Annotated in this window: 21 protein-coding genes and 1 tRNA gene; 9 read left to right on the forward strand and 13 right to left on the reverse strand. The window is 68.4% G+C overall.

Annotation, left to right across the window (positions count from 1 at the left end; translation table 11 throughout):
- Window positions 1-3: 3 nt before the first annotated feature.
- The 3 genes from NBRGI_RS46210 (at window position 4) to NBRGI_RS47260 (ending at window position 2,026) form a co-directional block, all read left to right on the forward strand.
- Window positions 4-135, forward strand: a complete 132-nt coding sequence (locus NBRGI_RS46210) for an MspA family porin (protein WP_268808377.1) — start codon at window positions 4-6, stop codon at window positions 133-135.
- Window positions 136-1,127: 992 nt separating this feature from the next.
- Window positions 1,128-1,655, forward strand: coding sequence for a hypothetical protein (locus tag NBRGI_RS07410; RefSeq protein WP_029893859.1), 528 nt, complete (start codon window positions 1,128-1,130; stop codon window positions 1,653-1,655).
- Window positions 1,652-2,026 carry a hypothetical protein gene (locus NBRGI_RS47260; protein ID WP_148310722.1) on the forward strand — a complete coding sequence of 125 codons (375 nt, stop codon included), beginning with the start codon at window positions 1,652-1,654 and terminating at the stop codon, window positions 2,024-2,026. The genes NBRGI_RS07410 and NBRGI_RS47260 overlap by 4 nt, the downstream gene beginning before the upstream one ends.
- 320 nt (window positions 2,027-2,346) lie before the next feature.
- Here the strand turns inward: NBRGI_RS47260 and NBRGI_RS07420 are convergent.
- The 4 genes from NBRGI_RS07420 to NBRGI_RS07435 form a co-directional block, all read right to left on the reverse strand.
- A tRNA-Leu gene (locus tag NBRGI_RS07420) sits at window positions 2,347-2,420 on the reverse strand.
- Between the two features lie 214 nt (window positions 2,421-2,634).
- The gene (locus NBRGI_RS07425; RefSeq protein WP_029893863.1) at window positions 2,635-3,552 is read right to left on the reverse strand and encodes a ribonuclease Z; all 918 of its coding nucleotides are present in this window, start codon (window positions 3,550-3,552) and stop codon (window positions 2,635-2,637) included.
- A gap of 66 nt (window positions 3,553-3,618) precedes the next feature.
- Window positions 3,619-5,115: an amino acid permease gene (locus NBRGI_RS07430; RefSeq protein ID WP_081877958.1), complete on the reverse strand. Its 1,497-nt coding sequence runs from the start codon at window positions 5,113-5,115 to the stop codon at window positions 3,619-3,621.
- Between the two features lie 54 nt (window positions 5,116-5,169).
- Window positions 5,170-6,636 (reverse strand): peptide MFS transporter, encoded by a 1,467-nt coding sequence (locus NBRGI_RS07435; RefSeq protein ID WP_051727557.1) that lies wholly within the window; start codon window positions 6,634-6,636, stop codon window positions 5,170-5,172.
- A 276-nt stretch (window positions 6,637-6,912) separates the two neighbouring features.
- Here NBRGI_RS07435 and NBRGI_RS07440 point away from each other — a divergent pair, with 276 nt between their 5' ends.
- Window positions 6,913-7,371 (forward strand): SRPBCC family protein, encoded by a 459-nt coding sequence (locus tag NBRGI_RS07440; protein WP_029893869.1) that lies wholly within the window; start codon window positions 6,913-6,915, stop codon window positions 7,369-7,371.
- Between the two features lie 18 nt (window positions 7,372-7,389).
- On the opposite strand, the gene NBRGI_RS07445 is transcribed toward NBRGI_RS07440, so the two are convergent.
- The 9 genes from NBRGI_RS07445 to NBRGI_RS07485 all read right to left on the reverse strand — a co-directional run bounded on the left by NBRGI_RS07445 (window position 7,390) and on the right by NBRGI_RS07485 (window position 16,986).
- Window positions 7,390-8,337 (reverse strand): Ppx/GppA phosphatase family protein, encoded by a 948-nt coding sequence (locus NBRGI_RS07445; protein ID WP_029893870.1) that lies wholly within the window; start codon window positions 8,335-8,337, stop codon window positions 7,390-7,392.
- A complete protein-coding gene (locus tag NBRGI_RS07450; protein WP_029893872.1) occupies window positions 8,334-8,870 on the reverse strand; it encodes a DUF501 domain-containing protein in 537 nt (178 codons plus the stop codon). The genes NBRGI_RS07445 and NBRGI_RS07450 overlap by 4 nt, the downstream gene beginning before the upstream one ends.
- On the reverse strand, window positions 8,867-9,532 hold the full coding sequence (locus tag NBRGI_RS07455) for an FtsB family cell division protein (RefSeq protein ID WP_029893874.1): 666 nt from the start codon (window positions 9,530-9,532) through the stop codon (window positions 8,867-8,869). Before NBRGI_RS07455 ends, NBRGI_RS07450 begins: the two co-directional genes overlap by 4 nt.
- 17 nt (window positions 9,533-9,549) lie before the next feature.
- Window positions 9,550-10,836: a phosphopyruvate hydratase gene (gene eno, locus NBRGI_RS07460; RefSeq protein ID WP_029893876.1), complete on the reverse strand. Its 1,287-nt coding sequence runs from the start codon at window positions 10,834-10,836 to the stop codon at window positions 9,550-9,552.
- A gap of 112 nt (window positions 10,837-10,948) precedes the next feature.
- Window positions 10,949-11,725 (reverse strand): lytic transglycosylase domain-containing protein, encoded by a 777-nt coding sequence (locus NBRGI_RS07465; RefSeq protein ID WP_029893878.1) that lies wholly within the window; start codon window positions 11,723-11,725, stop codon window positions 10,949-10,951.
- 55 nt (window positions 11,726-11,780) lie between these two features.
- Window positions 11,781-13,475, reverse strand: a complete 1,695-nt coding sequence (locus tag NBRGI_RS07470) for an ABC transporter ATP-binding protein (protein ID WP_029893880.1) — start codon at window positions 13,473-13,475, stop codon at window positions 11,781-11,783.
- A gap of 66 nt (window positions 13,476-13,541) precedes the next feature.
- The gene (locus tag NBRGI_RS07475) at window positions 13,542-14,381 is read right to left on the reverse strand and encodes an ABC transporter permease (protein ID WP_029893882.1); all 840 of its coding nucleotides are present in this window, start codon (window positions 14,379-14,381) and stop codon (window positions 13,542-13,544) included.
- Window positions 14,378-15,469, reverse strand: a complete 1,092-nt coding sequence (locus tag NBRGI_RS47265; protein WP_029893884.1) for an ABC transporter permease — start codon at window positions 15,467-15,469, stop codon at window positions 14,378-14,380. The genes NBRGI_RS07475 and NBRGI_RS47265 overlap by 4 nt, the downstream gene beginning before the upstream one ends.
- Window positions 15,469-16,986 carry an ABC transporter substrate-binding protein gene (locus tag NBRGI_RS07485; protein ID WP_029893887.1) on the reverse strand — a complete coding sequence of 506 codons (1,518 nt, stop codon included), beginning with the start codon at window positions 16,984-16,986 and terminating at the stop codon, window positions 15,469-15,471. Before NBRGI_RS07485 ends, NBRGI_RS47265 begins: the two co-directional genes overlap by 1 nt.
- A gap of 296 nt (window positions 16,987-17,282) precedes the next feature.
- Between NBRGI_RS07485 and NBRGI_RS07490 the strand changes: the two genes are divergently transcribed.
- The 5 genes from NBRGI_RS07490 to NBRGI_RS07510 form a co-directional block, all read left to right on the forward strand.
- The gene (locus tag NBRGI_RS07490; protein WP_029893889.1) at window positions 17,283-18,485 is read left to right on the forward strand and encodes a TauD/TfdA family dioxygenase; all 1,203 of its coding nucleotides are present in this window, start codon (window positions 17,283-17,285) and stop codon (window positions 18,483-18,485) included.
- A complete protein-coding gene (locus tag NBRGI_RS07495) occupies window positions 18,457-19,467 on the forward strand; it encodes an ornithine cyclodeaminase (protein WP_029893890.1) in 1,011 nt (336 codons plus the stop codon). The genes NBRGI_RS07490 and NBRGI_RS07495 overlap by 29 nt, the downstream gene beginning before the upstream one ends.
- The gene (locus NBRGI_RS07500) at window positions 19,458-20,798 is read left to right on the forward strand and encodes an alanine racemase (RefSeq protein ID WP_029893892.1); all 1,341 of its coding nucleotides are present in this window, start codon (window positions 19,458-19,460) and stop codon (window positions 20,796-20,798) included. The genes NBRGI_RS07495 and NBRGI_RS07500 overlap by 10 nt, the downstream gene beginning before the upstream one ends.
- 35 nt (window positions 20,799-20,833) lie before the next feature.
- Complete coding sequence (locus NBRGI_RS07505) at window positions 20,834-21,868, forward strand: PLP-dependent cysteine synthase family protein (protein WP_029893894.1); 1,035 nt, start codon at window positions 20,834-20,836, stop codon at window positions 21,866-21,868.
- On the forward strand, window positions 21,868-22,516 hold a 649-nt coding region (locus NBRGI_RS07510), incomplete at its 3' end, for an MATE family efflux transporter (protein ID WP_029893896.1). The genes NBRGI_RS07505 and NBRGI_RS07510, both read left to right, overlap by 1 nt.

Raw genomic sequence — 22,516 nt, forward strand, 5'->3', positions numbered from 1 at the left:
GCGGTGGATCAGGTCCAGATCAAGGTCGACGCCTGCATGGGACCGGTCTCGCTGCGCTCATTCGCCACTGCCCGGATCTCCACCCCCGAGGCCGACGACACCGTCTCCGTCTACGGCGACCCGATCTACTTGTAAAGGCAGGGAACGTGCCTGTGAGCTCACACAGCAGCGCCGCACGCCACCGAAGACCAGCGACTGCGCGACGGACTCGGCTCCTCGTCGGGATCGTGCCGCCGCTTCTGGCGGCGTCGGCCTTCTTGGTGTCCTACGCGCCCGTCACTGCCCAGCCAGACATCCCGTGCGAGCAGTGGCAGCAGATGCATCCCGGCTGGCCTTGTATTCCCGTTCCGAAACCGCCACCGAGCCCGCCACCTGGGCAGCCGACAACACCTGCACCGCTATCGACGCCCGCACTTCCGGGTCAGTCCGGTGTCAACACCGGTGGCATCGGCGGGCGCGCTGGAGCCCTGACACCCCCGCCGCTGTTGCCGGGTAACGGCACGCCGATCGTGCCCGTTACAGGTCAGGAGGCTCAACAGCAGCCGCAAACACAATCTCCGCCACAGCAGATCGGGTCTGAGGCTGCGCCGTCGACACCGCAGACGCCGTCACCCGGCGAGCGCGCACCCACCTCCGCCACAGCTACGATCACCGCGTCACCGGCGTCCACTGCGCAACCGAACGTGCCGGTGCCGACTACTGCGAACTCAGCACCACAGACAAGACCATCCGGTGGAGCCTCGCCACTGACCTGGCAACTGGTGGCACTGCTTGTTTTCGTCGCCATCGGCGGGATCATGGTCGGACGCCGCTCGGTATCCAAAGTTCGGCCACATACCACTGCTTCGACACGGAACTGGCCGACGACTCGGGCTCCGCACGAAACGCCGGGCAGGGTGCCTACCGCGATGGTCACACCGCCCGCGCCGGACCCGCAGCACAAGCCCGCACAAGAGCACCCTGCGCCACCCGACCCTGAGTTACGTCCCGCCCGACCACACACTCCACCATCCCCACCCTCGAACGGCGGCGGTAATGGTGGGAGTGCGGGCAACAGCCCGCCCGAATCGACTGTGCCGCAACCTCGTTCCGGCATTCCCAGTGAGCGAACAGCGCCGAGTACGACCGTGCCCTCCACACAGGGCAAGGTGCTGCTGGCGTTTGCATTCGCATTGCCGCTGATCGGCGGTGCACTTGCCGCAATCGCGTCTGCGCCGCTGTGGCTGATCATTCTTGCCATCGTGGCTGCGGTAGGAATTGCTTGGGCGCTGACTCATCCCGATGAATTCCAGAAGATGATAGAAGCCGCCGCGAAGGCGGCCGGCGTTCCATTGGAGAAGCTGAAAGAACTGCTCGACAAATGGTTCAGCGATTCCGCACCCTCGGATGGTGACGATGTTCGCGATATCGTGGAAAGCCTCCCGAAAGGAAAGAACAAAGGTGTCAGAACCGTCCCGGGCGACGAGGACGTCGAGGCGCTCTACGATCGACTCGCCAGGAACGGCGAGAAGATAGACTGGCCGAACTACGACGGCGAGGTCGTACGACTCCCGGACGGAACCGAGATCGGGCTACGCGGCTCCAGCCGGTCCGGCGGCAAGACTATCGACATCAAGTACCCGGATGGCAGCGTGGGAAAGGTTCATAGGCGATGAATACTCTGCTGAAGAATTTTATTCTCTACGACGCATCCGATGACTGGGTGTCCATTCGCTCAGTCTATGACGCTGCGCGCCGCCTCTACCCGGATGATCAGGCGTTTGCAGAGGCTATCGAAGCCATACGATGGGTATTACAGCATCACTTGGTCGAACTCGGCGAAGTCAGCAACGCAGGATGGAAGCCCATTGGCCAGCCAACCGAACAACAACTCGCGGATATACAGCAGGCCTACCTAGAAAACCCTCTTCCCGACGCAGGGGCCAAATGGATGTTCATGCGGTGGATGAACCTCACTCCCGCGGGCCAAGAAGCAGTCGACAACCTGCGCGAAACCGATCTCGATCAACTCGAAACCTTCTACTGAGACCGGGCGGACCGACTACCGTGCTACTCAGCGCGGGTCCGGGCGGCTGGGCCCGGACATGCACAACTGCTGCGGGGCGGCGGTCTAGACGGGGCGGTCCCTCGTCAAAGCCCCAGAGCCGCTGCTGCGCAGGCTGTTCGAAGTCACACAACTCAACATCCGCCTCCACGACGACGGCGACCGCGTCACCATCACCATCAAGCTGCCCGAGGACGGGCTGCCCCAGGTCGCGGGAGCGGTGGCGGCTATAGCCAACGAGAACACCGAGCAGGAGCCACCTCCGCAGGTCACGGGCAGCAGTAGTTGTGTCGATGCTGGTGTGCCCCCAGTCGGACTCGAACCGACACTTGGCGGATTTTAAGTCCGCTGCCTCTGCCAATTGGGCTATGGGGGCCGTCCGGGACAGACTACCGAGTCGTACGGTTGTACCGGAATTCTGAGGGTTGAAGATGGGCAAATTGTCGAGTATGGGGGCGGGGAAGTCGGGCAGTTGACCAACAGCGTGCCGACCGGTTGCTCTGAAAAGGCTTGGTTGCGAACCGGTTTGGGGTAGCGCGGCTCGCAACCGGGTCAGCGGGGTCGGTGCGGGCCGGTGCTGTCCAGTGGGCTTACCGCCGCGCCGGTAAGGGGATGCGGGCGAGGTCGGCGGCGATGTGGATCGGGCCGGGGAAGTGGGCGCTAGCCTCGGTCAGATGACCGGACAGGTCACGGTAGCGCTGGGAGAAGTGGGTGAGCACCAGGGTGCGGGCGCCTGCCGCGGCGGCGACCCGGGCCGCCTGGCCCGCGGTGAGGTGGCCGTATTCGGCGGCGAGCCGCGCGTCGGCGTCGAGGAAGGTGGCCTCGATGACGAGCATGTCGGTGTCGGCGGCGAGTTCGTAGACGCCGTCGCAGAGCCCGGTGTCCATCACGAAGGCGAAGCTCTGGCCGCGGCGCGGCTCGCTGACCTCGTCGAGAGTCACGGTGCGCCCGGCCGATTCGATGCTGCCCTGCTGTTGCAACCGCGCGATGACGGGACCGCGCAGCCCGAAATGCTGGAGCCGGTCGGGCAGGATGCGCCGCCCGTCCGGCTCCGTGAGCCGATAGCCGAAGGTGTCGACAGGGTGCGCGAGCGGAACCGCCGTGACCGCGAAGGGCGCGCCGGGAAAATCGACGGCGCCGGCCCGATCGATCGGACGCGGCCGCAACTCGGCCCGGTGATAGTAGGAGGTGGCATTGACGAGGCGGTCGTAATACTCGGTCCCGGAGGCGGGGAAGCACACGTCCACCGGATGGGGCACCCGGTCGAGATTGATCCGTTGCACCACTCCGGCCAAGCCGAGGCTGTGATCACCGTGGAAGTGCGTGATCGCGATCCGGGTGAGGTCGGTGGCCGAGACACCGGCATAGGTCATCTGCCGCTGCGTCCCCTCGCCCGGGTCGAACAGCACCCCTTCGTCGTCCCAGCGCAGCAGATACCCGTTGTGATTGCGCTGCTTCGTCGGCACCTGGCTGGCGGTACCGAGCACTACGAGCTCCCGCTGCGACACCCGTGTCACGCTACTTGTTCGTCAGTCGTGCAGTGGCACGGGCGCGGTGCCCGTGCCACTCGGCGACTATTCGGCAGGCGGATTGCCGAGCAGGGAGTGCCTGCGGCTGTAGGCGAAATAGATGACGAAGCCCAGCGCCATCCAGACGAGGAACCGCAGCCAGGTCTCCACGGACAGGTTCAGCATCAGCCACAGGCAGGCCAGCACGGCGAGCACCGGGATCACCGGAACCAGCGGGACGCGGAAGCCGCGCGGCAGGTCGGGCCGGGTGCGCCGCAGCACGAGTACACCGATCGACACCAGCACGAACGCGAACAGCGTGCCGATATTGACCATTTCCTCGAGCGTGCCGAAATCGACGAAGCCGGCCAGCACCGCGCAGACCACGCCGACGATCGCGGTGATCCGCACCGGCGTGCCCTTGCTGCCGGTGTGCGCCAGTTTGCGCGGCATCAGCCCGTCGCGCGACATCGCGAACAGCACCCGGGTCTGCCCGAGGAACATCACCATGACCACGGTGGTGAGCCCGGCGAGCGCGCCCACCGAGATGATGTTCTTCACCCAGGTATCGCCGTGGATCGCGAAAGCCGTTGCCAGGGTGGCGTTCTCACCGGACAGCTCGGTGTAGGGCACCATGCCGGTGAGCACCAGCGAGACCGCGACGTAGAGGATGGTGACGATGAGCAGCGAGCCGAGGATGCCGCGCGGCACCGCCTTCTGCGGGTTCTTGGTCTCTTCCGCGGTGGTCGCCACGACGTCGAAACCGATGAACGCGAAGAACACCAGGCTGGCCGCGGCGAGCAGGCCGTACCAGCCGAACGTGCTGTGCCCGGCGCCGGTCAGGAAGGAGAACAGCGACTGGCGCAGACCCTCGCCCTCGGCCCCCGGCTGGGACGGCGGCACGTAGGGCGTCAGGTTCTCCGACTTGAAGTAGGTGACGCCGACGATCAGCACCAGCGCGATCACGCTCAGCTTGATCGCGACCGCCACGGCCGACACCCGGGAGGAGACCTTGGTCCCGGTGGCGAGCAGCACGCCGAGCACCGCGATCAGCAGCACGGCGCCCCAGTCGAACGACACCGAACCGAGGTGCACGATCGGCGTCGTGCCCATCACCTCGCCGAGGTACTGCGACCAGCCCTTGGCCACCACGGAGGTGGCGAGCGCGAACTCGAGGATCAGGTCCCAGCCGATGATCCACGCGACGAGTTCACCGAAGGTGGCGTAGGAGAAGGTGTACGCGCTGCCCGCCACCGGCACCGTCGAGGCGAACTCGGCGTAGCAGAGCGCGGTGAGCCCGCAGGCGATCGCCGCGAAGACGAACGCGAGCGACACCGACGGTCCGGCGACGTTGCCCGCGGTCCGCGCGGTGAGGGTGAAGATGCCCGCGCCGATCACCACCGCCACGCCGAAGACGGTGAGGTCCCATGCGGTCAGGTCCTTGCGGAGCTTGGAGTCGGGCTCGTCGGTGTCCTTGATCGACTGCTCGACGGATTTGGTCCGGAACAGGCCACCCCATCTGGCCTGCTGTCCGATTGCGCCGTCCGGCTTGCGGATCGCCACACGTTCTCCTCACCTCTGGTCTTACTGTCTAGCTGGTTCTATGCCCGCTCGGGGCTAGTGCACGCCTGCCATGTGCTGACTGATCCGCGGCGCGATGGCGGCCACGACGACTCCGGCGCACACCGCGACGGCGCCGATGATGCCGAAATAGGCGACTTCGTGGTCTTGGTCATAGAACCGAGCCAAAGTACCCGACATGGATGTACCGATGCCAACCGAGAAAAAGTACAGCGCCATCATCTGAGCCCGGAAAGCTTCCGGTGCGAGCTGGGTGGTGACCGCAAGTCCGATCGGCGAGAGCAGCAGTTCGGAAACGGCGAAGCCGCCCATGACCACCAGCACGAGCAGCGCCGGTACGGTCGCGCCGCTGAAGCCGGCCAGCGGCACGAACAACAGGAACGCCAGGCCCATGCCGATCACACCGAGCGCGAACTTGCGCGGGGTGCTCGGGGCGCGGGAGCCGAGCTTGGTCCACAGGATGGCGAACAGCGGCGACAGGGTGATGACCCAGACCGGCTCGACCGAACCGATCCAGTTCGAGGGGGCGGTCCAGCCGAAGATGCTCCAGTTCATCCGTTCGTCGGAGTACACCGCGAGCACCGTGAAGATCTGCTGGAACAGCGACCAGAACACCGCGTTGGCGATGAACAGCGGAATGAACGCGCGCACCCGGCTGCGCTCGACCGGCGTCACCTTGGCGTGGGTGAGCATGACCACGAAGTAGACGACCGAGGCCACGGCGATCACGATGGTGGTCGCGTCGGGCAGGTTGTCCAGCGTCACCAGGCCGGTCGCCCACACCACCGCGACGATCACCGCGGCGCCGGCCACCGCACCGAGTACCGGGGCGATCGCGGTGCGCGGCAACGGGTTCGGCACCTCGCGGCCGTGCGCGCCGAGGTTGCGCCGGAACACCACGTACTGGACCAGACCCAGCGTCATGCCGATCGCGGCGGCGCCGAATCCGTAGTGGAAACCCAGGCGGGTCTGCAGCACACCGGTGAGCAGCGGGCCGATGAACGCGCCGAGGTTGATGCCGAGATAGAACAGCGTGAATCCGCCGTCCGCGCGGGCATCACCCTTCGGATACAGCGTGCCGAGCAGCGAGGACGCGTTGGCTTTCAGCGCGCCGCTGCCCAGCGCGACCAGCACGAGGCCGACGCCGACGCCGGTAAGTCCCGGCAGCACCGCCAGCGCGAGATGCCCCGCCACCACCACGACGCCGCCGTAGAAGACCGTCCGCTCCATGCCCAGTACCCGGTCGGCGATCCAGCCACCCAGCACGGTGGACAGATAGACCAGTCCACCGTAGGCGCCGACGATGCCGACCCCGGTGCTCTTCGCGAGCCCGAGCCCGCCTTCGGTCGTGGAGTAGTACAGGTAGTAGCCGAGGATGGTGACCATCCCGTAGTAGGAGAATCGCTCCCAGAGCTCCACGCCGAACAAGTTCGTCAAGCCGATCGGGTGACCGAAGACTGTTCGTCCCGGGGTCACCTGTTCGGCGGTTGTTGCTTCCGACATCCTCCGACCATCCCATGTTTGAGGCGAATTGTGGGCATCCACACACGAAATTCACCTTCCCCAGTCGAACATCGAGGTGCCGTCGCCGTGTTATGCCGAATTTGTATCGCTCAATCCTGCGATGATCAGAATCGGAGCGCATTCTGATAGTAGATCCCACGAAGTCGCGGGCCCGCCCCGCCGTCGTTTTCCGCCACCGCCACTGGGCATGCCGGAACCAGCGGGGCACGATGGCGAGTAGCGCCCGGCCCGCCCGACGACGAAAGTGACGTGCAGATGGAACCTGTCGAGATCACAGTGTCCGCCTCGGCCGAGGATACGTTCGCGGTACTGGCCGACGGCTGGCTGTACGCACTCTGGGTGGTCGGCGCCTCGCATATCCGCGACGTCGATCCGGGGTGGCCCGCGGTCGGCACCCGCATCCATCACAGCGTCGGCCCCTGGCCGCTGAACATGTCCGACACCACCAAGGTCCGCGACGTCGATCCGCCGCGGATGATCGAGCTCGAGGCCAGGCTGTGGCCGGCCGGCTCGGCCTGGATCCGTTTGGAGCTGACCGAGATCGGCCCCGACCGCACCCGGATCAGCATGGCCGAACGGGCGATCAGCGGCCCGGCCGCGTTGATTCCCGGCGCGGTCCAGGCGCTGGGACTGGTTCCGCGCAACAAGGAATCACTGTCCCGGCTCGCCGATCTCGTTGTCGGCCGGGCGCGCGAAATCGACCGGAAGAGCTAGACCGGGCCCAGGCCCGGTCTAGGCGATCGAGAGGGCGATCCCGTCCAGGATGTCGTGCTCGCTCACGACGAGCTCGGAAATGCCTGCGCGACGGGACAGTTCGTCGGCCAGGACCTCGGCGATGACGGCGCCGCCGCCTATCACGTCGACCCGGCCCGGATGCATGGGGCCCAGGGCGGCGCGCTCGTCGTGCGACATTGCGATCAGCCGATCACACACGGCGCGTAGGTCATTCAGCCCGAGCCGGGTGAGATGCACCCGCTCCGAATCGTATTCGGGCAGATCGAGCGCGACGGCGGCGATCGTGGTCATGGTGCCCGCCACGCCCACCCAGGTGTGCGCGCCCTCGACCGGCACCCGGGCGAAGGCTTCGGTCAACCGTTCGGCCGCGAATTCCCGTGCCGCGCCGACCTGTTCGGCGGTGGGCGGATTGCCGGGTAGGCAGCGTTCGGTGATCCGGACACACCCGATATCGGCCGAGAACGCCGCCTGCACCCCCGCGCTGTCGCCGAACACCAGCTCGGTCGAGCCGCCGCCGAGATCGACGACCACGAACGGCCCTGCGGCGCTGGAGAGCTCGCCGATGGCGCCGCGGAACGAGAGGCGAGCCTCCTCGTCGCCGGTGATCACCTCGGCCTCCGCGCCGGGCACCACGGTGCCGAGTTCGGCTCGCGCCATGGCGAAGAAGTCTTCCCGGTTCGCCGCGTCCCTGGTGGCGGAGGTGGCCACCATCCGCACCCGGCCGACACCGGCCTCGCGCATCGACGCCGCGTAGTCCGCCAGCGCGACCCGGGTTCGCTCGATCGCCTCCGGCGCCAGCGCACCGGTCGCGTCGACGCCCTGGCCCAGCCGCACGATGCGCATCTCGCGGTGCACATCGGCCAGCCGTCCGTCGCCGAGCACGTCGGCGATCAACAGCCGGATGGAGTTGGTGCCGCAATCGACAGCGGCTACCCGATCGGTCATGCTCGCGCCCCGTCTTCCTGACTGCCCGCGCGCTCGTACTTCGGCCAGTCGGCCGGAATCGCGGTGCCGCGCAATCCATTGTCGGCGGCCAGCGCCACCGCCTCGTCGCCGAACGGGTTCACGCCCGGCCCCTTGGCCAGCGCATGCGCGATCAGCACGTGCAGGCATTTCACTCGTTCCGGCATGCCGCCGCCGGTGAAATCGGTACCGAGCGACTCGATCTCGTCGCGCTCGGCCAGATAGCTCTCGTGTGCGGCGCGGTAGGCGGCGGCCAAGGCCGCGTCGTTGCCGAGGCGCTCGGTCATCTCCCGCATCACGCCCGCGGATTCCTGCCTGCTCGCCTCCGCGGTGAGCCGCGGGTCGGTCAGGTAGTAGAGGGTGGGAAACGGCGTGCCGTCGGGCAGCCGCGGCGCGGTTTTCACGACGGCCGGGATCCCGTCCGGGGTGCGATAGGCCACGGCCAGCACGCCGCGTGGTTCGCGGCCGAGCTGGCGGGCGATGATCGCGAGATCCTGGTCGTTCGGTGCTGTCACCTGGGTCCTTCCGGTCCTGGCGGGGCGGCGGGCGGTCCCGGCGGCGGCGCCGGAGCGGCCTCGGGAACGGGTTGCGGTTCGGAAATGCTGTGCCACAGTTCGGTGTACCAGGGATCCGGTTCCTTGGACTTGGTCACCGCGGTGGGTGGGGCGGCGGCTTCTATGCCGGGCACCTGCACGATGTAGGGGGTTTCGCCGGGCAGTACCAGCCGCAGCCGGTCGCGGGCCTCGGACCGGATGTAGGCCGGATCCTGTTGCTGCGCACGACGATCGCGCAGCCGCGCCAGATCGGCCTCCAGTTCCCTGCGCTGCTGCGCCAATTGGGCGGCCTCGGCCCGCTGGGTGAAATACGTGCGCATCGGCACGGCCAGGGTCAGTGCCAGCGCGCACACCACGATCGCGAGCACCACCGCCTTGCCGGTGGACAGGCCGAGGATGGTGCGTTCATGTTTGTCCGCACCGGGTTCGGCGGCGCGGGCCGCCGCCTTCTTCGGCTTCGCCGACTTGTCGTCGGACCGCCGGCGCGCGGTCCGTTTGGCCGCGGCGGGCCGGGCCGCCGTTTCGGTGTCGGACCCGGCCTTGGGCCGCGAGCGGGCGGCACGCGACGTGCGGCGGTCCCCACGCCCGGCTGGACTGGTTCCACGCGCACGTCGCTCCGTCATAGCGAACCCCTGTGTGACTAACCCTCGAAGGCGAAACGCGGGAACGCGGCGTCCCCGGCGTAGCGGGCCGAATCGCCCAGCGCATCCTCGATGCGCAGCAGCTGGTTGTACTTGGCGACCCGCTCGCTGCGCGCCGGCGCACCGGTCTTGATCTGGCCGCTGCCGACCGCGACCGCGAGGTCGGCGATGGTGGTGTCCTCGGTCTCGCCGGACCGGTGGCTCATCATCGTCTTGTAGTTGTTGCGGTGCGCGAGTTCCACCGCGTCCAACGTCTCGGTGAGCGTGCCGATCTGGTTCACCTTCACCAGCAGCGCGTTCGCGGCGCCGCGGGCGATGCCCTCTTCGAGGCGCTCCGGGTTGGTGACGAACAGGTCGTCGCCGACGATCTGGATCTTGTCGCCGATCTCGTCGGTGAGCGCGACCCAGCCGTCCCAATCGTCTTCCGAGAGCGGGTCTTCGATGGAGACCAGCGGGTAGGCGCCGAGCAGTTCGGCGTAGAACGCGGTCATCTCGGCGGCGCTGCGCACGCTGCCCTCGAACTTGTAACCGCTGCCCGCGGTGTAGAACTCGGTGGCGGCGACATCGAGCGCCAGCGCCACATCGGTGCCGAGCTTCAGTCCGGTCTTGCCGATGGCGGAGCTGATCAGATCGAGCGCCTCACGGGTGCCCGCCACGTCGGGCGCGAAGCCGCCCTCGTCACCGAGGCCGGTGGCCAGGCCCTTGGCCTTCAGCTCGGCCTTCAGCGCGTGGTACACCTCGGCACCCCAGCGCAGCGCCTCCTTGAAGGTGGGCGCGCCGATCGGGGCGACCATGAATTCCTGGACGTCGACGCTGGTGTCGGCGTGCGCGCCACCGTTGAGGATGTTCATCATCGGCACGGGGAGCACATGCGCGTTCGGGCCACCGAGGTAGCGGAACAGCTCCAGGCCCGAGGACTCGGCAGCGGCACGGGCCACCGCGAGCGAGACGCCGAGCAGCGCGTTCGCGCCGAGGCGGGACTTGTCCGGGGTGCCGTCCAGGTCGAGCAGGACCTGGTCCACGGTGCGCTGCTCCACCGCGTCCAGACCGATCACGGCCGGCGCGATCTCGTCGAGCACGCCCTCGACCGCTTTGCGCACGCCCTTGCCGCCGTAGCGGTCGCCACCGTCACGCAGTTCCACGGCCTCGTGCTCGCCGGTGGACGCGCCGGAGGGCACCGCCGCCCGGGTCAAGGTGCCGTCGTCGAGGGCGATCTCGACCTCGACAGTGGGGTTTCCGCGAGAATCCAGGATCTCACGAGCTCCGACCTGTTCGATGATGGCCACGAAAACGACACTCCTTCGGCTACAGGCACGGTAGGTCTCAGGGGAATTGCCGTGCGCTGCGAGCCTAGCGTCCGGCGCGCTGGGCGGGTAACCGGCACTCCGATGGACGAGGTCACACCCGCCGGCCCACGCTGTAGGCCGCGGCCCGGTCGCGCACGGTGAGCAGATAACTGGTGGACTGGTTGTAGGTGAGCAGCGCCTGCTGCCAGCCGTGCTCGGAGGTGAGATCGCCGCCGCTGGCGCACAGGTAGCGGGCAGCGGTGAGCGCCGCGTCGTCGATGTTCTGCGGATCGGCCACCCCGTCGCCGTTGGCGTCGACACCCCAGCGCTTCCAGGTTTCCGGGATGAACTGCAGTGGGCCGATCGCGCGATCGAACTCCGGATCGCCGTCCATCTTGCCGCCGTCGGTGTCCTTGACCAGGGCGACGCCGGGCGCACCGTCCAGCGGGATGCCGATGATCGGCGGCCGGACCACGCCGTCAGCGTCGATCCGCGAACCACGATGGGTGCCGTGCTTGCTCTCCACACTCGCGATGCCCGCGAGCGTGGTCCAGGCGATGCCGCATTCCGGCTTCGACCGCGCGAGCACCGCCGCGGCATAGCCGTACGCCTCCAGCGCGACCGGCGGAATCGCCATCCGGTCCGCCTGCTCCTCGGCCCACCCGCGCAGTTGCAGCGCGGTGCGGCCGGGGCCGTCGATATCGATCAGGGGCAGCGGCGTGCCGGGGCCGGGCGGAATGCCCTCGGGGATCGGGGTGAGATCACGATCGATCCCACAACCGGCGAGCACGAGGGTCACCATGGCGGCGACCACAGCGCCGGTCTTCTTCAGGAGCACCCCATCCATCATCCAGATCCGGCGGAGCAAGTCGAGCAATCGCCTGGTCATCGAGTTTCCCCGCGACGTTTCCGTGCGGTGCACACCGACCGGGCCGGGAGTGCGGTCAGCGCAGCAGGTCTCGGGTGGCCTGCTGGGCCGGGGCGGCCAGGACCGTCGCCGTCTCGCCGGACTCGACTATCCGGCCGTGGTCGAGCACCACCAGGCGCGAGCAGTGCGCGGCGACCAACGACATGTCGTGACTGATCACCAACAGCCCCATGGCGCGCTCGGTTCGGATCCGATCCAGCAGCGCCATGAGCGCGGCCGCGGTCGCATGATCCAGCGCCGAGGTGATCTCGTCGCAGAGGAGCACCGCGGGCTCGGCAGCGAGCGCCCGGGCCACCGCGACGCGCTGGCGCTGGCCGCCGGAGAGCTGGTGTGGATAGCGTTGCGCCAGTTCCGGTGCCAGTTCGACCGCGGCCAGCAGCTCCGTGACGTGCTGCGCCACTTGACGTCTCGGTACCCGGCCGATCCGGCGCAGTGGCCTGCCCAGGGTTTGCGCGACCGTGCGCCGTGGATTCAGCGCGGACCGCGGGTTCTGCGTCACCAGCTGAATACCCCTGCTACCGAGTGATTTCCGGGCGCCATGCGCGAGCGGCAGCGGCGCGCCGTGCAGCTCCAGTGTGCCTGTCGCCGTCCGATGCAGCCCCGCGATCACCCGTGCCAGCGTGGTTTTGCCGGCTCCCGAGGCCCCCACGACAGCAAGCGCCGAACCGGCCGCCAACTCGACATCGATGCCGGTGAGCACCTCCCGACCGGCTATGCACGCGGTGATTCCATTGCCGCGCAACAGCAACGGTGTATGCCCGGGCTCGGCGCGGTCCGGCGCAGGTGCTTCGAACGCTGCCGCCGCACGCTCGGCCGACGACGGCTCGGCCGCCGCGTCGCCGCGCGCGGGATCGATCAGGCTTGCCTCGGCTGATCTCGGCGTTGTACGAGAGAACCGGAGTGCCGCAGCAGCGGGACGGTCCGGGCTATCGAAGGTGGTGACGGCGCTGTCGAGTTCGATCACCTGGTCGGCGACGGCGTGGATGGTGGCGGTGTCGTGCCCGGAGAGCAGGACGGCGACGGAGCGATCGGCGGCGACCTCGGTCAGCAGGCGGGCGATGTCGGTACGCAGGGCACCGTGCAGCCCGGCGAGCGGTTCGTCGAGGATCAGCACGTCGGTATGCCGGATCAGGGCGCGAGCCAAGGCGACTCGGCGTTGCTGACCGCCGGAGAGTTCGGCCGCCCTGCGCCGCAGGTGTTCCGGGGACAGACCGACGAGTTCCAGCGTTTCGACCAGGTAGTCGCGCGTGGCGTGCGGGGCCACCTCGTGCAGCAGCCCGTGTACGCGCATCAGCGGGTTGAGCGCGGATCCCGGATCCTGCCCGACATAGGCCACATGCGTCCGCCGAAACCGCTGTAATGCCGCGGGATACAAGGCGAACACGTCGTGACCGGCCACCACGACCGAGCCGGATCGCCTGGCACCGCGTGGTAGATCCCCGAGCAGAGCACGCATCAACGTGGTCTTGCCCGCACCGGAGGGCCCGGTCAGCGCCGCCACGCTGCCCGCCTCGATCCGGAAATCCAGTGGTCCGAACAACTCCTGGCCGTTCGGGCCGTGTACCGCCAAACCATCGACCAGCACCGGGCAGCTCGGCACCGCGGAACAGTCGGTTGACTCCGCCGGCGCACTATGGCTGTCACCATCGGCTCCGAGATCGCCGTCGAGCACCGAATCCCGCACGGCGGCATCGCGTCCCCGCTCAGCCATGAGTCCACCCCTTCCAGTACGCACCGGCGCGCGGTTCCGTGACACCACAGGTCCACCGGCAAGCGCTCATGCGTCCTGGCCTTTCCCGAAGGCCGAGACGGCGAGGTTCACGCTCACCGCGAGGATGGCGATCGCGAGACTCGGCGCGAGCACGGACCAGGGGTTCAGCAGCATGCCCGCGGCGTTCTCGCGCACCATCACCGACCAGTTGCTCGCGCCGAGCGTGGTGGGAAGTTGCAGGAAGGAGGCGGTGCTGACGAGGTAGACGGCCTCGACGAAACGCAGGCCGAGCTGTGCCGCGATCACCTCACGCAGGTTGGGCAGCACCTCTCGGAAAACCAAGTGCCATAGCGTCTCTCCGCTGGCCTGCGCGGCTTCGACATAACCGGAAGCGGCGACACCGGCGGCCGCAGCGGCGAAGACCCTTGCGCAGTACGGGGTGCCGAACAGCAAAGCGACGACGAGCAAGCCGTAGGCCCCCGCGTCCGGCCACGAGGTGAGCACGAGCAGGGTGCCGAGCACGGCGGGCAGCAGCATCACGAAATCGGTCGCGCGTTCGATCAGCGTGCCGATGCGCGGCCGCAAGGCCGCCACCGTGCCGAGCACACACGACAGTGCCGTCACGGCAACCGCTATCATCGCTGCGAGCAGCAGCAGACCCCAACCGCCATAGAGCAATTGGCTCAGCACGTCGCGGCCGATCCGATCGGTACCGAGCCAGGCGCCCCCGGTCGGATCGCCGAACGGAATACCCACCGGCGCTTGCGCGGCGTGCGGCGCGAACGCCGGACCCAGCACGGCGAGCACCGACACCAGCACCGCGGGCAGCACGGTGAACAGCCGCAGCAGCTTCGCCCGGCGGCGGCCGCGGTCAGTGGAAATCCCCGCTGTCGACGTCTCTTTCATCGACTCCCCCGCAACGACCACGCCCGGATCCCGTCGGCCACCGCGAGCACGCACATGATGACCACGCCGGACAACGCCACCACCGCGGCGACCATCGATACGTCCCGGTCCGCGACCGAGCCGGCGAGCACCGCGCCGAGACCCGGGTAGTTGAAGATGGTCTCGACCACGAGCGCGCCGCCGAGCACCATGCCGACGGTGGTCGCGAAGCTCGCCACGATCGTCGGCAGGGCGAACGGCAGCACGTGGCGCAGCAGCACCGCCCGGGTGCCGATCCCGTCCAGCACCGCGCTTTCCACGTGTGGTGCGCGTGCGGCCTCGACCAGCGCCGCCCGCACGACCCGGGTGTTCCAGCCGATCTGCGGGATAGCCAGCGCGAGCACCGGCAGCACCAGCATGTCGGCCCGCGCCGGAAATCCGGACCGACCCGTGACGGTCACGGCGGGCAACCAACCGAGGGCCAGTGCGAAGATCAGGATCAACAGTGTCGCGAGGACGAATTCCGGTATCGCGGCGGCCGTCGTGGTGGCGGGTTGCAGTGCTCGTGCGAAGGCCCGCCGTACCAGCCCCGCACAGTGCCGGAACAAGACAGCGCACCGTCTGATCAGCCCACCACCGACGTGGTTCGGCACGACAGTTCCGTGCCGCCTCTGCGTATCGGTCGCCGCCCCGGGACCGGCCTTCGACCCGAGCACACTCGGGCGCAACGGGTTCAGCGCAGCACTCTGCCGCGTCGCCCACCACGCGCCCAGCAGTAGTGACACGATCACGGTGGCCACCAGCGCCAGCCCGCCGAGCAGCAGCGTCGGCGGAAACTTGTCGGCGAGCAACTCGTTGATCGAGCGGCCGCGCGCGGTATGGCCGAAATCGCCGGTGGCGACACCGGCGATCCAGTCCCAGAAACGGGCGGGCAGCGACCGATCCAGTCCCAGTTCGTGTTCCTTCGCCGCGATCAGCTCCGGTGTCGCGTCCCGGCCGAGCACCGCCCGGGCCGTGTTGCCGGGCAGCAGGTCCACCACCACGAAAACCGTGGCGAGCAGCGCGATCAACAGCACGATCCGGCGCACGAACAGCCGGGCGAACGCCATCACCCCGCCAGCCAGGCTCGTTCCAGCTGTACCCGGGCGTAGCCGCCGAGCGTGGGCAGGTCGTTGACCCTGGCCGATGCGATATCGATGCCATCGGCCATCCCCCAGACCAGGTAGCCGCCGCGGTCGTACTCGATCTGCTGGAGCTCGCGACTGGCCTGCGCGTACTCCGAATCACTCGGCGCGGCCAGGGCTTTCGCGGTGGCGGCGTCGAAAGCGGCGTCCCTGAAGTCGGTTTCGTTGCGATTGGAACCGCTGGACATCAGCTGCTTGGCGAAGAACAACGCGGAATCGTTGGTACCCCAGGACACGGTGTACAGCGGCGCCTTCAGCCAGGTCTGGTCGTAGAAAGCATTCGACTCCTGCGTGACCACGTCGAGGCGGACGCCGATCTCGGCCAGCTGGGTCGCGATCACCTTCGCCGACTCCACTTCACCGGGCGCCTCGGCCTTGGTCACCAGCGGATAGGTACGGCCGGTGTCGAACGCGGCCTCGCGCAGCAGCGTCTTCGCGCGTTCGATGTCACGGGCGCGCTGCGCGATGGACTTGTCGTACACCGGGTCGGCGGTGCCGAGAATATCGTTGGCGACCGTGCCGTAGCCCGAATGCACCTGCGTCACCAGCGCATTGCGGTCCACCCCGAGCCGCAGCGCCGTCCGCACCCGCGGATCGGCGAACGGACCGTCCGAGCAGCGCATCGCCACACCGAGCATGGTGTCGTTCGCGCGCCGCACCACTTTCAGGTCACCACGGCCCTCGGCGGTCCGGCCCGCGATCGCGCCGACATTGGACGCGAGATCGATCTGGCCGCCGAGCACCGCGTTGCCAAGCGCCGTCACGCTTTCGAACATGGTGACCTCGATGGCGTCGAGCAGCGGCGCGGGGCCGTGCCAGCGCTCGTTGCGCACCAGGCGGGCGTTGCCGTTCTGGTAGGACTCCAGTCGGAACGGTCCGGTGCCAACGGCTTTGGTGAAGTCGGTGGTGTCCTTCTTGACCGTGAACGTCATCAACCGGACCAGCAGCGGCAGCTGGGTGTTCGGCTCGGGGACGGCGAGCACCACCCGATTCGGGCCGTCGGCAGTGATATCCGCCACGGCGACAGGCATTTTCGAGGCACCGCCGACCGTGCGCAGCCGTTGCAACGACCACACCACGTCCTCGGCGGTGACCGGTGTGCCGTCGTGGAAGGTGGCGCCGTCGGCGATAGTGAACGTCCAGCGACGGCGTTCCGCGTCGGATTCCCACTTGGTGGCCAACCGTGGCAACACATTCGGATCGCTGCCCGGCACGGTCAGCGCGTCGTACACCAGAGAGGTGATGAGGAAATCGCTGTCGTTGCTGAGATTGGCGTGCGGGTCGCGCTGGATCCGCGCCGCGACGCCCAGGGCGCCGACCCGTAGGGTGCCACCACGCTGCACCGATCCGGTTCCGCCACGATCGTCCGAGCACGCGGCGACGAGCAGTACCGCGCCTACCCCGAGCCCCGACCTGATCAGCTGCCTGCGGTTCAATCCCATTGCGCTGCCTTCTTCCTCGTGAGCCCCGCGCCCTAGCACAAAATGCGGACGCAGGCGAGGACAGGCTAGCCTAAACGTTGCCACCCCTCATCGATACCCGGCCCCAGTGGCAGCGAATCGGCCGATCGGCCATCAGCTTCGAATCAGCAACTGCAATCTCCCAACAGAGTCATAGATTCTTGCTATCTTTCTACAACTCGCTTAGGTAAGCCTTGCTTAACGGGGTGCGAGCGGCTAGCTTCGCAGGGCGACGTCAGTTCTGCTCTTTTCAACGATGCGAAGAAGGGATTCCCTCGGTGAAAGGCGTTCTCTCCGAACGTAAGACGCTTCACCCGCAGGATATCGAACGCCGCGAGTTCCCCGCCGCCGCCGGGCGTGCGGTGCGTGAGCTTGCGCGAGAGATATCTACCACACTCGACGCGGCCCGCACCAGCCCCGCCGCGACGGCCCACACGCTGACCGATCCGGCGCTCATCGCGCAGATCGACGCGCGAGTCGGCGAGTTACCCACCGAGGTTCGACAGGCCATGCGACCGCCCGCGACGGCCGCGGGCGCGACCATCGTGAGCAGACTGCCTCTGACCGACGACGAACTCGGCCCCACGCCGCCGAGCTGGCGCGAGGCCGCGCAGTGGAGCGGGTGCGCGGCGCGGCGCGCGCATTCCTTCGAACTCGATCTCGCGATGCTGCTGCTGGCCCGGGCCGCGGGCGAGCCGTTCGGCTGGCAGGGTCAGCAGGGCGGACGGCTGGTCAACAACATCCTGCCGTCCCCCGGTCACGAGCACGAGCAGTCGGGCGCGAGCAGCAAGACGCTGCTCAGCCCCCATTCCGAGGACGCCTTCCACCCGCGGCGCGCCAACCTGCTCATGCTCGGCTGCCTGCGCAATCCGGACCTGGTGGGCACCACGGTGTCCTCGGTGCGACGGGTCGAACTCAGCGCCGCGCAGCGGCGACTGCTCAGCACACCGGTGCTGCCGATCCTGCCTGACGTCTCCTATGGCACGGGGCACGAACAGTATTCGGCCCCGCCCCTGCCCACGCTCTGGAGCAGCGCGGGTCCGGACGAGACCACGCTGCGTTACGACCCGGCCTACACCCCGCTCGACGACGCCGACCCGGCCTTCCGCGCCGCCTACGCCAGGCTCACCGCCGAGTTGGAGCGGGTCTGCGTCACGGCCGCGCTCACGCCCGGTGAGCTGCTGCTGGTGGACAACGACGTCGCCGTGCACGGCCGGGTTCCGTTCACCGCGCGTTACGACGGCACCGACCGGTGGCTCAAGCGGGTGAACGTTCGCCTGCCGGAACGCCCGCGCCGGCCCGAAGAGACCGACGAGAATGGTTATGGGCAGCGGATCGTCGCCCCGTTCCGAGCAGCAGGCAGTCCCGCGTTCGTGTCCGGTGGCCGCGCGCCGGCCCGTACGGACGGAAGCCGGGCGCAGCGCCCGGCGGGCACAGAGCGGGATGCAGCACATGATCGAGGATCCGTTGAACACACGTGACCGCAGCACGCCCTTACGGGTGTTGAGCCGCAGCGACCTGGCCGGCGTGCCGATCACGCCCGGCGAGGTGGTACGCGCGGTGGAGGACGCGTATCTCGCGTTCGCCGCGGGAGATTCGGACAATCCGCGCAAGCTGAGCGTGGCCAACCCGGACGGGTGGTCGGTGTCGTACGCGATGCTCGGCCGCGACGGGCGCCGCCGGGTGGTCGCCATGAAGACGTCCTACAAGTTCGATCCGGGACACGACCGCAGCACCAAGCGCTACTACACCACCATCACGCTCTACGACGACAGCACCGGCGCGCCCATCGCGCTGATGGACTGCTCCCGGGTCGGCGCGCTGCGCACCCCGGCGGTCTCGGCGCTGCTGGTCCGTGAAACCATGCGCCGGGACGCGCAGAGCGTGCTGCTGATCGGCACCGGAACCCAGGGCCGCAACGCCCTGCCGCACTTGCTCGCCGCGAATCCGCAGCTGCGCAAGCTGATGCTGTACGGCACCCATCCGGAGGGACTCGACGCGGTCCACCGGCACCTCGCCGAGTACTACCCGCACGCGCTGCTGGAAACGGTCGAGGATCCGCGGGTGGCCGCCGCCACCGCCGACGTGGTGCTGGCCACCGCGGGCCCCGGCACCGAGGTCGCGCTCGAATCCGCCGATCTGGCACCGGGTTCGACAGTGGTCCTGGTCGGCTACGGACTGGCGCCCTCGACGCTGATCGAGGCCGATCGGGTGGTCGCCACCAGCGCCGAGCAGATGGCCCTGACCGGAACCGACATGGTCGGCCCGGACGGCAAGCTGCGCGCGGTGGACGCCGAGCTGCCGCAGATCCTGAGCCGCCGCGCCACCGGCCGCCGCTGCGACGACGAGCGCATCTTCGTCTACAACAGCGGATTGGTGCTCACCGATATCGCGGTCGCGCACGCCCTCGCGGAGCGTGCCATCGAGGAAGGCCGGGGCACGGAGGTACCGCTGTGGGATTGACGGTCGTGCCCACGCACAGCGCGACGCCGCTGCCCGCGCACTCCGACCCCTGGGAGCGCCGCGTGCTCGACGATCCGAACCTGCTCGGCGACATCGCCTTTGCCGTCGGCGGTCCGTTCCACGTCATGTATCCGCCACGCGTCGCCCGCAATATCGACAGCTTTCACGCGGCCTTCACCCGGGCCGGAGTCGACGGTGTCGTCTACTACGGCAAGAAGGCGAACAAGTCCGCCGCGGTGGTCCGCGCCTGCGCCGAACACGGTGCGGGCGTAGACGTCGCCAGCGTCGGTGAGCTGACGGCCGCACTGGCACAGGGCATTCGCGGCGACGAGCTGATGGTGACCGGTCCCGCGAAGGCCGACGAGTTGCTCTGGCTCGCCACCCGCCACGGTGCGCTGATCGCCGTCGACGATCTCGGCGAGCTCGATCGCCTTGCCGCACTGGGCAGCTCGGCACTGCCCGCCCGGATCCTGCTGCGCGTGCTCGCGCCCGCGTCGTCCAGCCGATTCGGCCTGACCGATGCCGAAATCACCACCGCGCTCGCCGTTCTCGACGGCTGCGGCACAGTGCGACTGGAAGGCTTCAGCTTTCATCTCTCCGGCTACGACGCCCTCGCGCGGGCGGAGCTGGCGGCGACGACGATCGCCCGCTGCCTGCACGCGCGCTCGCTCGGCCATCCCGCCACCACGCTGTCGATCGGCGGCGGATTCGGCGTCGACTACGTCCCGGCGGCGCGATGGGCCGAGTTCAGCGACCGGGTCGACCGTTCGTGGTTTCATTCGGGCAAGACGTTCGAGTCGTACTACCCGTACCACTTCCCCGCGCCGGGTGCAGACATGCTCACCGCGATCCTGGCGCACGACGGACTCGCGCAACGACTGCGCGACAACGCGATTCGCCTCGCCGTCGAACCCGGCCGGGCGCTGCTGGCCCATGCCGGTTTCACCGTCTTCCGGGTGCAGGGCAGCAGGACCAGGTACACCGATGGCGCGCCGTACCGGCTGCTCACGGTAGACGGCACCAGCCTCAGCCTGTCCGAGCAGTGGTTCGACAGCGAATACCTGCCCGACCCGGTGCTGTGGCCGGAGCTGCCCGGCGCGCCGACGCCGACCAGCGTCGGCGCGGCCACCTGCCTCGATTCGGACATGCTCAGCTGGCGGCGGATTCCGCTGCCGCGCGCCGCCGAGGTCGGTGATCTCTTGATCTACCCGAACACCGCCGGGTATCAAATGGACTCGAACGAGTCCGCCTTTCACGACCTGCCGATACCGCCCAAGGTCGTGCTGCACGACGCGCCCGGCCGCCGGTTCCGCTGGACGCTCGACGGCTGACCCCACTACCCCGACCCGAACGAGGAGAACATCCCATGCCGCTCGTCACGCGCGTGACGGATCTGATCGGCCGCACACCGCTGTTCGAACTGGCGGCGACCTCGACCGGTACCCGGCTGCTGCTCAAACTCGAACAGTTCAATCCGACCGGTGCGGCGAAGATCAGAATGGCGCGCGAGATGGTGCTCGATGCCGAGCGTCGCGGGTTGCTGGCCAGTGGCGGGCATATCATCGAGTCGACATCCGGGAATACCGGGCTCGGTCTCGCGGTAGTTGCTGCCGAACGTGGGTATCGCTTCACCGCAGTGGTCGATCATCACGCATGTAAGGACAAGCTGCGCGCTATGCGAGCAATGGGTGCGGAACTGGTGTACGTCGCCGATGACGGCGACGACAACCTGGCCACCTCGGCGCGAGAGGACCTCGCCGAGGCGATGGCGGCCGAGCGGCCGGACGCGTATTTCACCGAACAGCACAACAACGACGCCAACGCAGTCGGCTACTACGCGGTCGCCGAAGAATTGCTGGAGGATGTCGAGCGGGTCGACATCCTGCTCTCCTCGGTGGGCACCGGCGGTTCGCTGTTCGGCACCGCGACCCGGTTGCGCCAACTCGGCCGCCCCGCCCACGTGATCGGCGTCGAGCCGGTCGGATCGATCGCCTTCGGCGGCGAAGGCGGCCCGTACTGGCAGTCCGGCACCGGGACCCCGCCCGGCGCCACGATCGGTACCGCCGTGGACTATTCGCAGTTGGACGAGGGCGTCAAGGTCACCGATGTGGCGGCATTCGCGACCGCGCGGGCCGTCGCGGCCGAGCTGGGCCTGATGATCGGCGGCTCGGCGGGCGGCTCGGTGCACGCCGCGCTCACCCGGCTCGAGGAGTTTCCCGCGGGCTCGACCGTCGTCACCATCGTGTGCGACGGCGGCGAGAAGTACCTGGACACCGTCTTCGACGACGCCTGGATGGCCGAGCGCGACCTGCTCGACCCCGCCGCCGAAACCGAAGTGCGCCAACTGCTGCGCCGCTACACCCCGGCGTCGCGTCGCACCGAACTGGTCGAGGCGCGGTGATGCTGCTGTCGGGCTACCGGGCCGACAGCCGTCGGCTCACCGCTCTCGCCACGCCGATCGCGATGACGCAGCTGGCGCAGATCGCGGTGTCCACCACCAACATCGCACTGATGGGCACGCTCGGCGTGCAGGCCGTCGCCGCGGGCGGACTGGCCTTCGCGCTGTTCAATCAGATCCGCACCATGTGCGTCGGGCTGATCACCGCCAGCGGCAACCAGATCGCGACCGCGGTGAGCGCGGCGGGCAAGCGCGGCGAATCCCCCGATCACGAGATCAGGGACGTGCTGCGGTCGAGCTTCCTGATCGCGACCATCGCCGGAATCGCCGGTGGCGCAGTCCTGATCGGACTCGGCTGGGCATTGCAGTGGCTCGGTCAGGATGCCGGCGTGCTCGCGGACGCCCGGCCCCTGATGGTGGCGCTGGCCCCGGGCCTGTTGCCCTGTCTCTGGTTTCAGGCTTTGCGCCAATACACGGTCGGCATGCAACGCCCGCAGGCGCTGCTGCTGGTGACCCTCGGTTCGGTGGTGCTGAACCTGGTCCTCGCGCTCGGCTTCATCCACGGCCGCGCCGGGCTGCCCCAGCTGGGCATCACCGGTATCGGGGTGGCCACGTCGCTGGTCTTCCTGATCACCTTCGGCGTGTTCTGGG

Source organism: Nocardia brasiliensis IFM 10847 (genome assembly GCF_000710915.1).
GTDB lineage: Bacteria > Actinomycetota > Actinomycetes > Mycobacteriales > Mycobacteriaceae > Nocardia > Nocardia brasiliensis_A.

What these genes read in the sequence shown, in the direction of transcription:
- NBRGI_RS07465 (WP_029893878.1), bottom strand. Translation starts at nt 11,725, where the DNA reads ATGACCAGGCGATTGCTCGACTTGCTCCGCCGGATCTGGATGATGGAT.
- NBRGI_RS07485 (WP_029893887.1), bottom strand. Translation starts at nt 16,986, where the DNA reads ATGGGATTGAACCGCAGGCAGCTGATCAGGTCGGGGCTCGGGGTAGGC.
- NBRGI_RS07455 (WP_029893874.1), bottom strand. Translation starts at nt 9,532, where the DNA reads ATGACGGAGCGACGTGCGCGTGGAACCAGTCCAGCCGGGCGTGGGGAC.
- NBRGI_RS07435 (WP_051727557.1), bottom strand. Translation starts at nt 6,636, where the DNA reads ATGTCGGAAGCAACAACCGCCGAACAGGTGACCCCGGGACGAACAGTC.
- NBRGI_RS07495 (WP_029893890.1), top strand. Translation starts at nt 18,457, where the DNA reads ATGATCGAGGATCCGTTGAACACACGTGACCGCAGCACGCCCTTACGG.
- NBRGI_RS07505 (WP_029893894.1), top strand. Translation starts at nt 20,834, where the DNA reads ATGCCGCTCGTCACGCGCGTGACGGATCTGATCGGCCGCACACCGCTG.
- NBRGI_RS07470 (WP_029893880.1), bottom strand. Translation starts at nt 13,475, where the DNA reads ATGGCTGAGCGGGGACGCGATGCCGCCGTGCGGGATTCGGTGCTCGAC.
- NBRGI_RS47265 (WP_029893884.1), bottom strand. Translation starts at nt 15,469, where the DNA reads ATGGCGTTCGCCCGGCTGTTCGTGCGCCGGATCGTGCTGTTGATCGCG.
- NBRGI_RS07475 (WP_029893882.1), bottom strand. Translation starts at nt 14,381, where the DNA reads ATGAAAGAGACGTCGACAGCGGGGATTTCCACTGACCGCGGCCGCCGC.
- NBRGI_RS47260 (WP_148310722.1), top strand. Translation starts at nt 1,652, where the DNA reads ATGAATACTCTGCTGAAGAATTTTATTCTCTACGACGCATCCGATGAC.
- NBRGI_RS07445 (WP_029893870.1), bottom strand. Translation starts at nt 8,337, where the DNA reads ATGACCGATCGGGTAGCCGCTGTCGATTGCGGCACCAACTCCATCCGG.
- NBRGI_RS07440 (WP_029893869.1), top strand. Translation starts at nt 6,913, where the DNA reads ATGGAACCTGTCGAGATCACAGTGTCCGCCTCGGCCGAGGATACGTTC.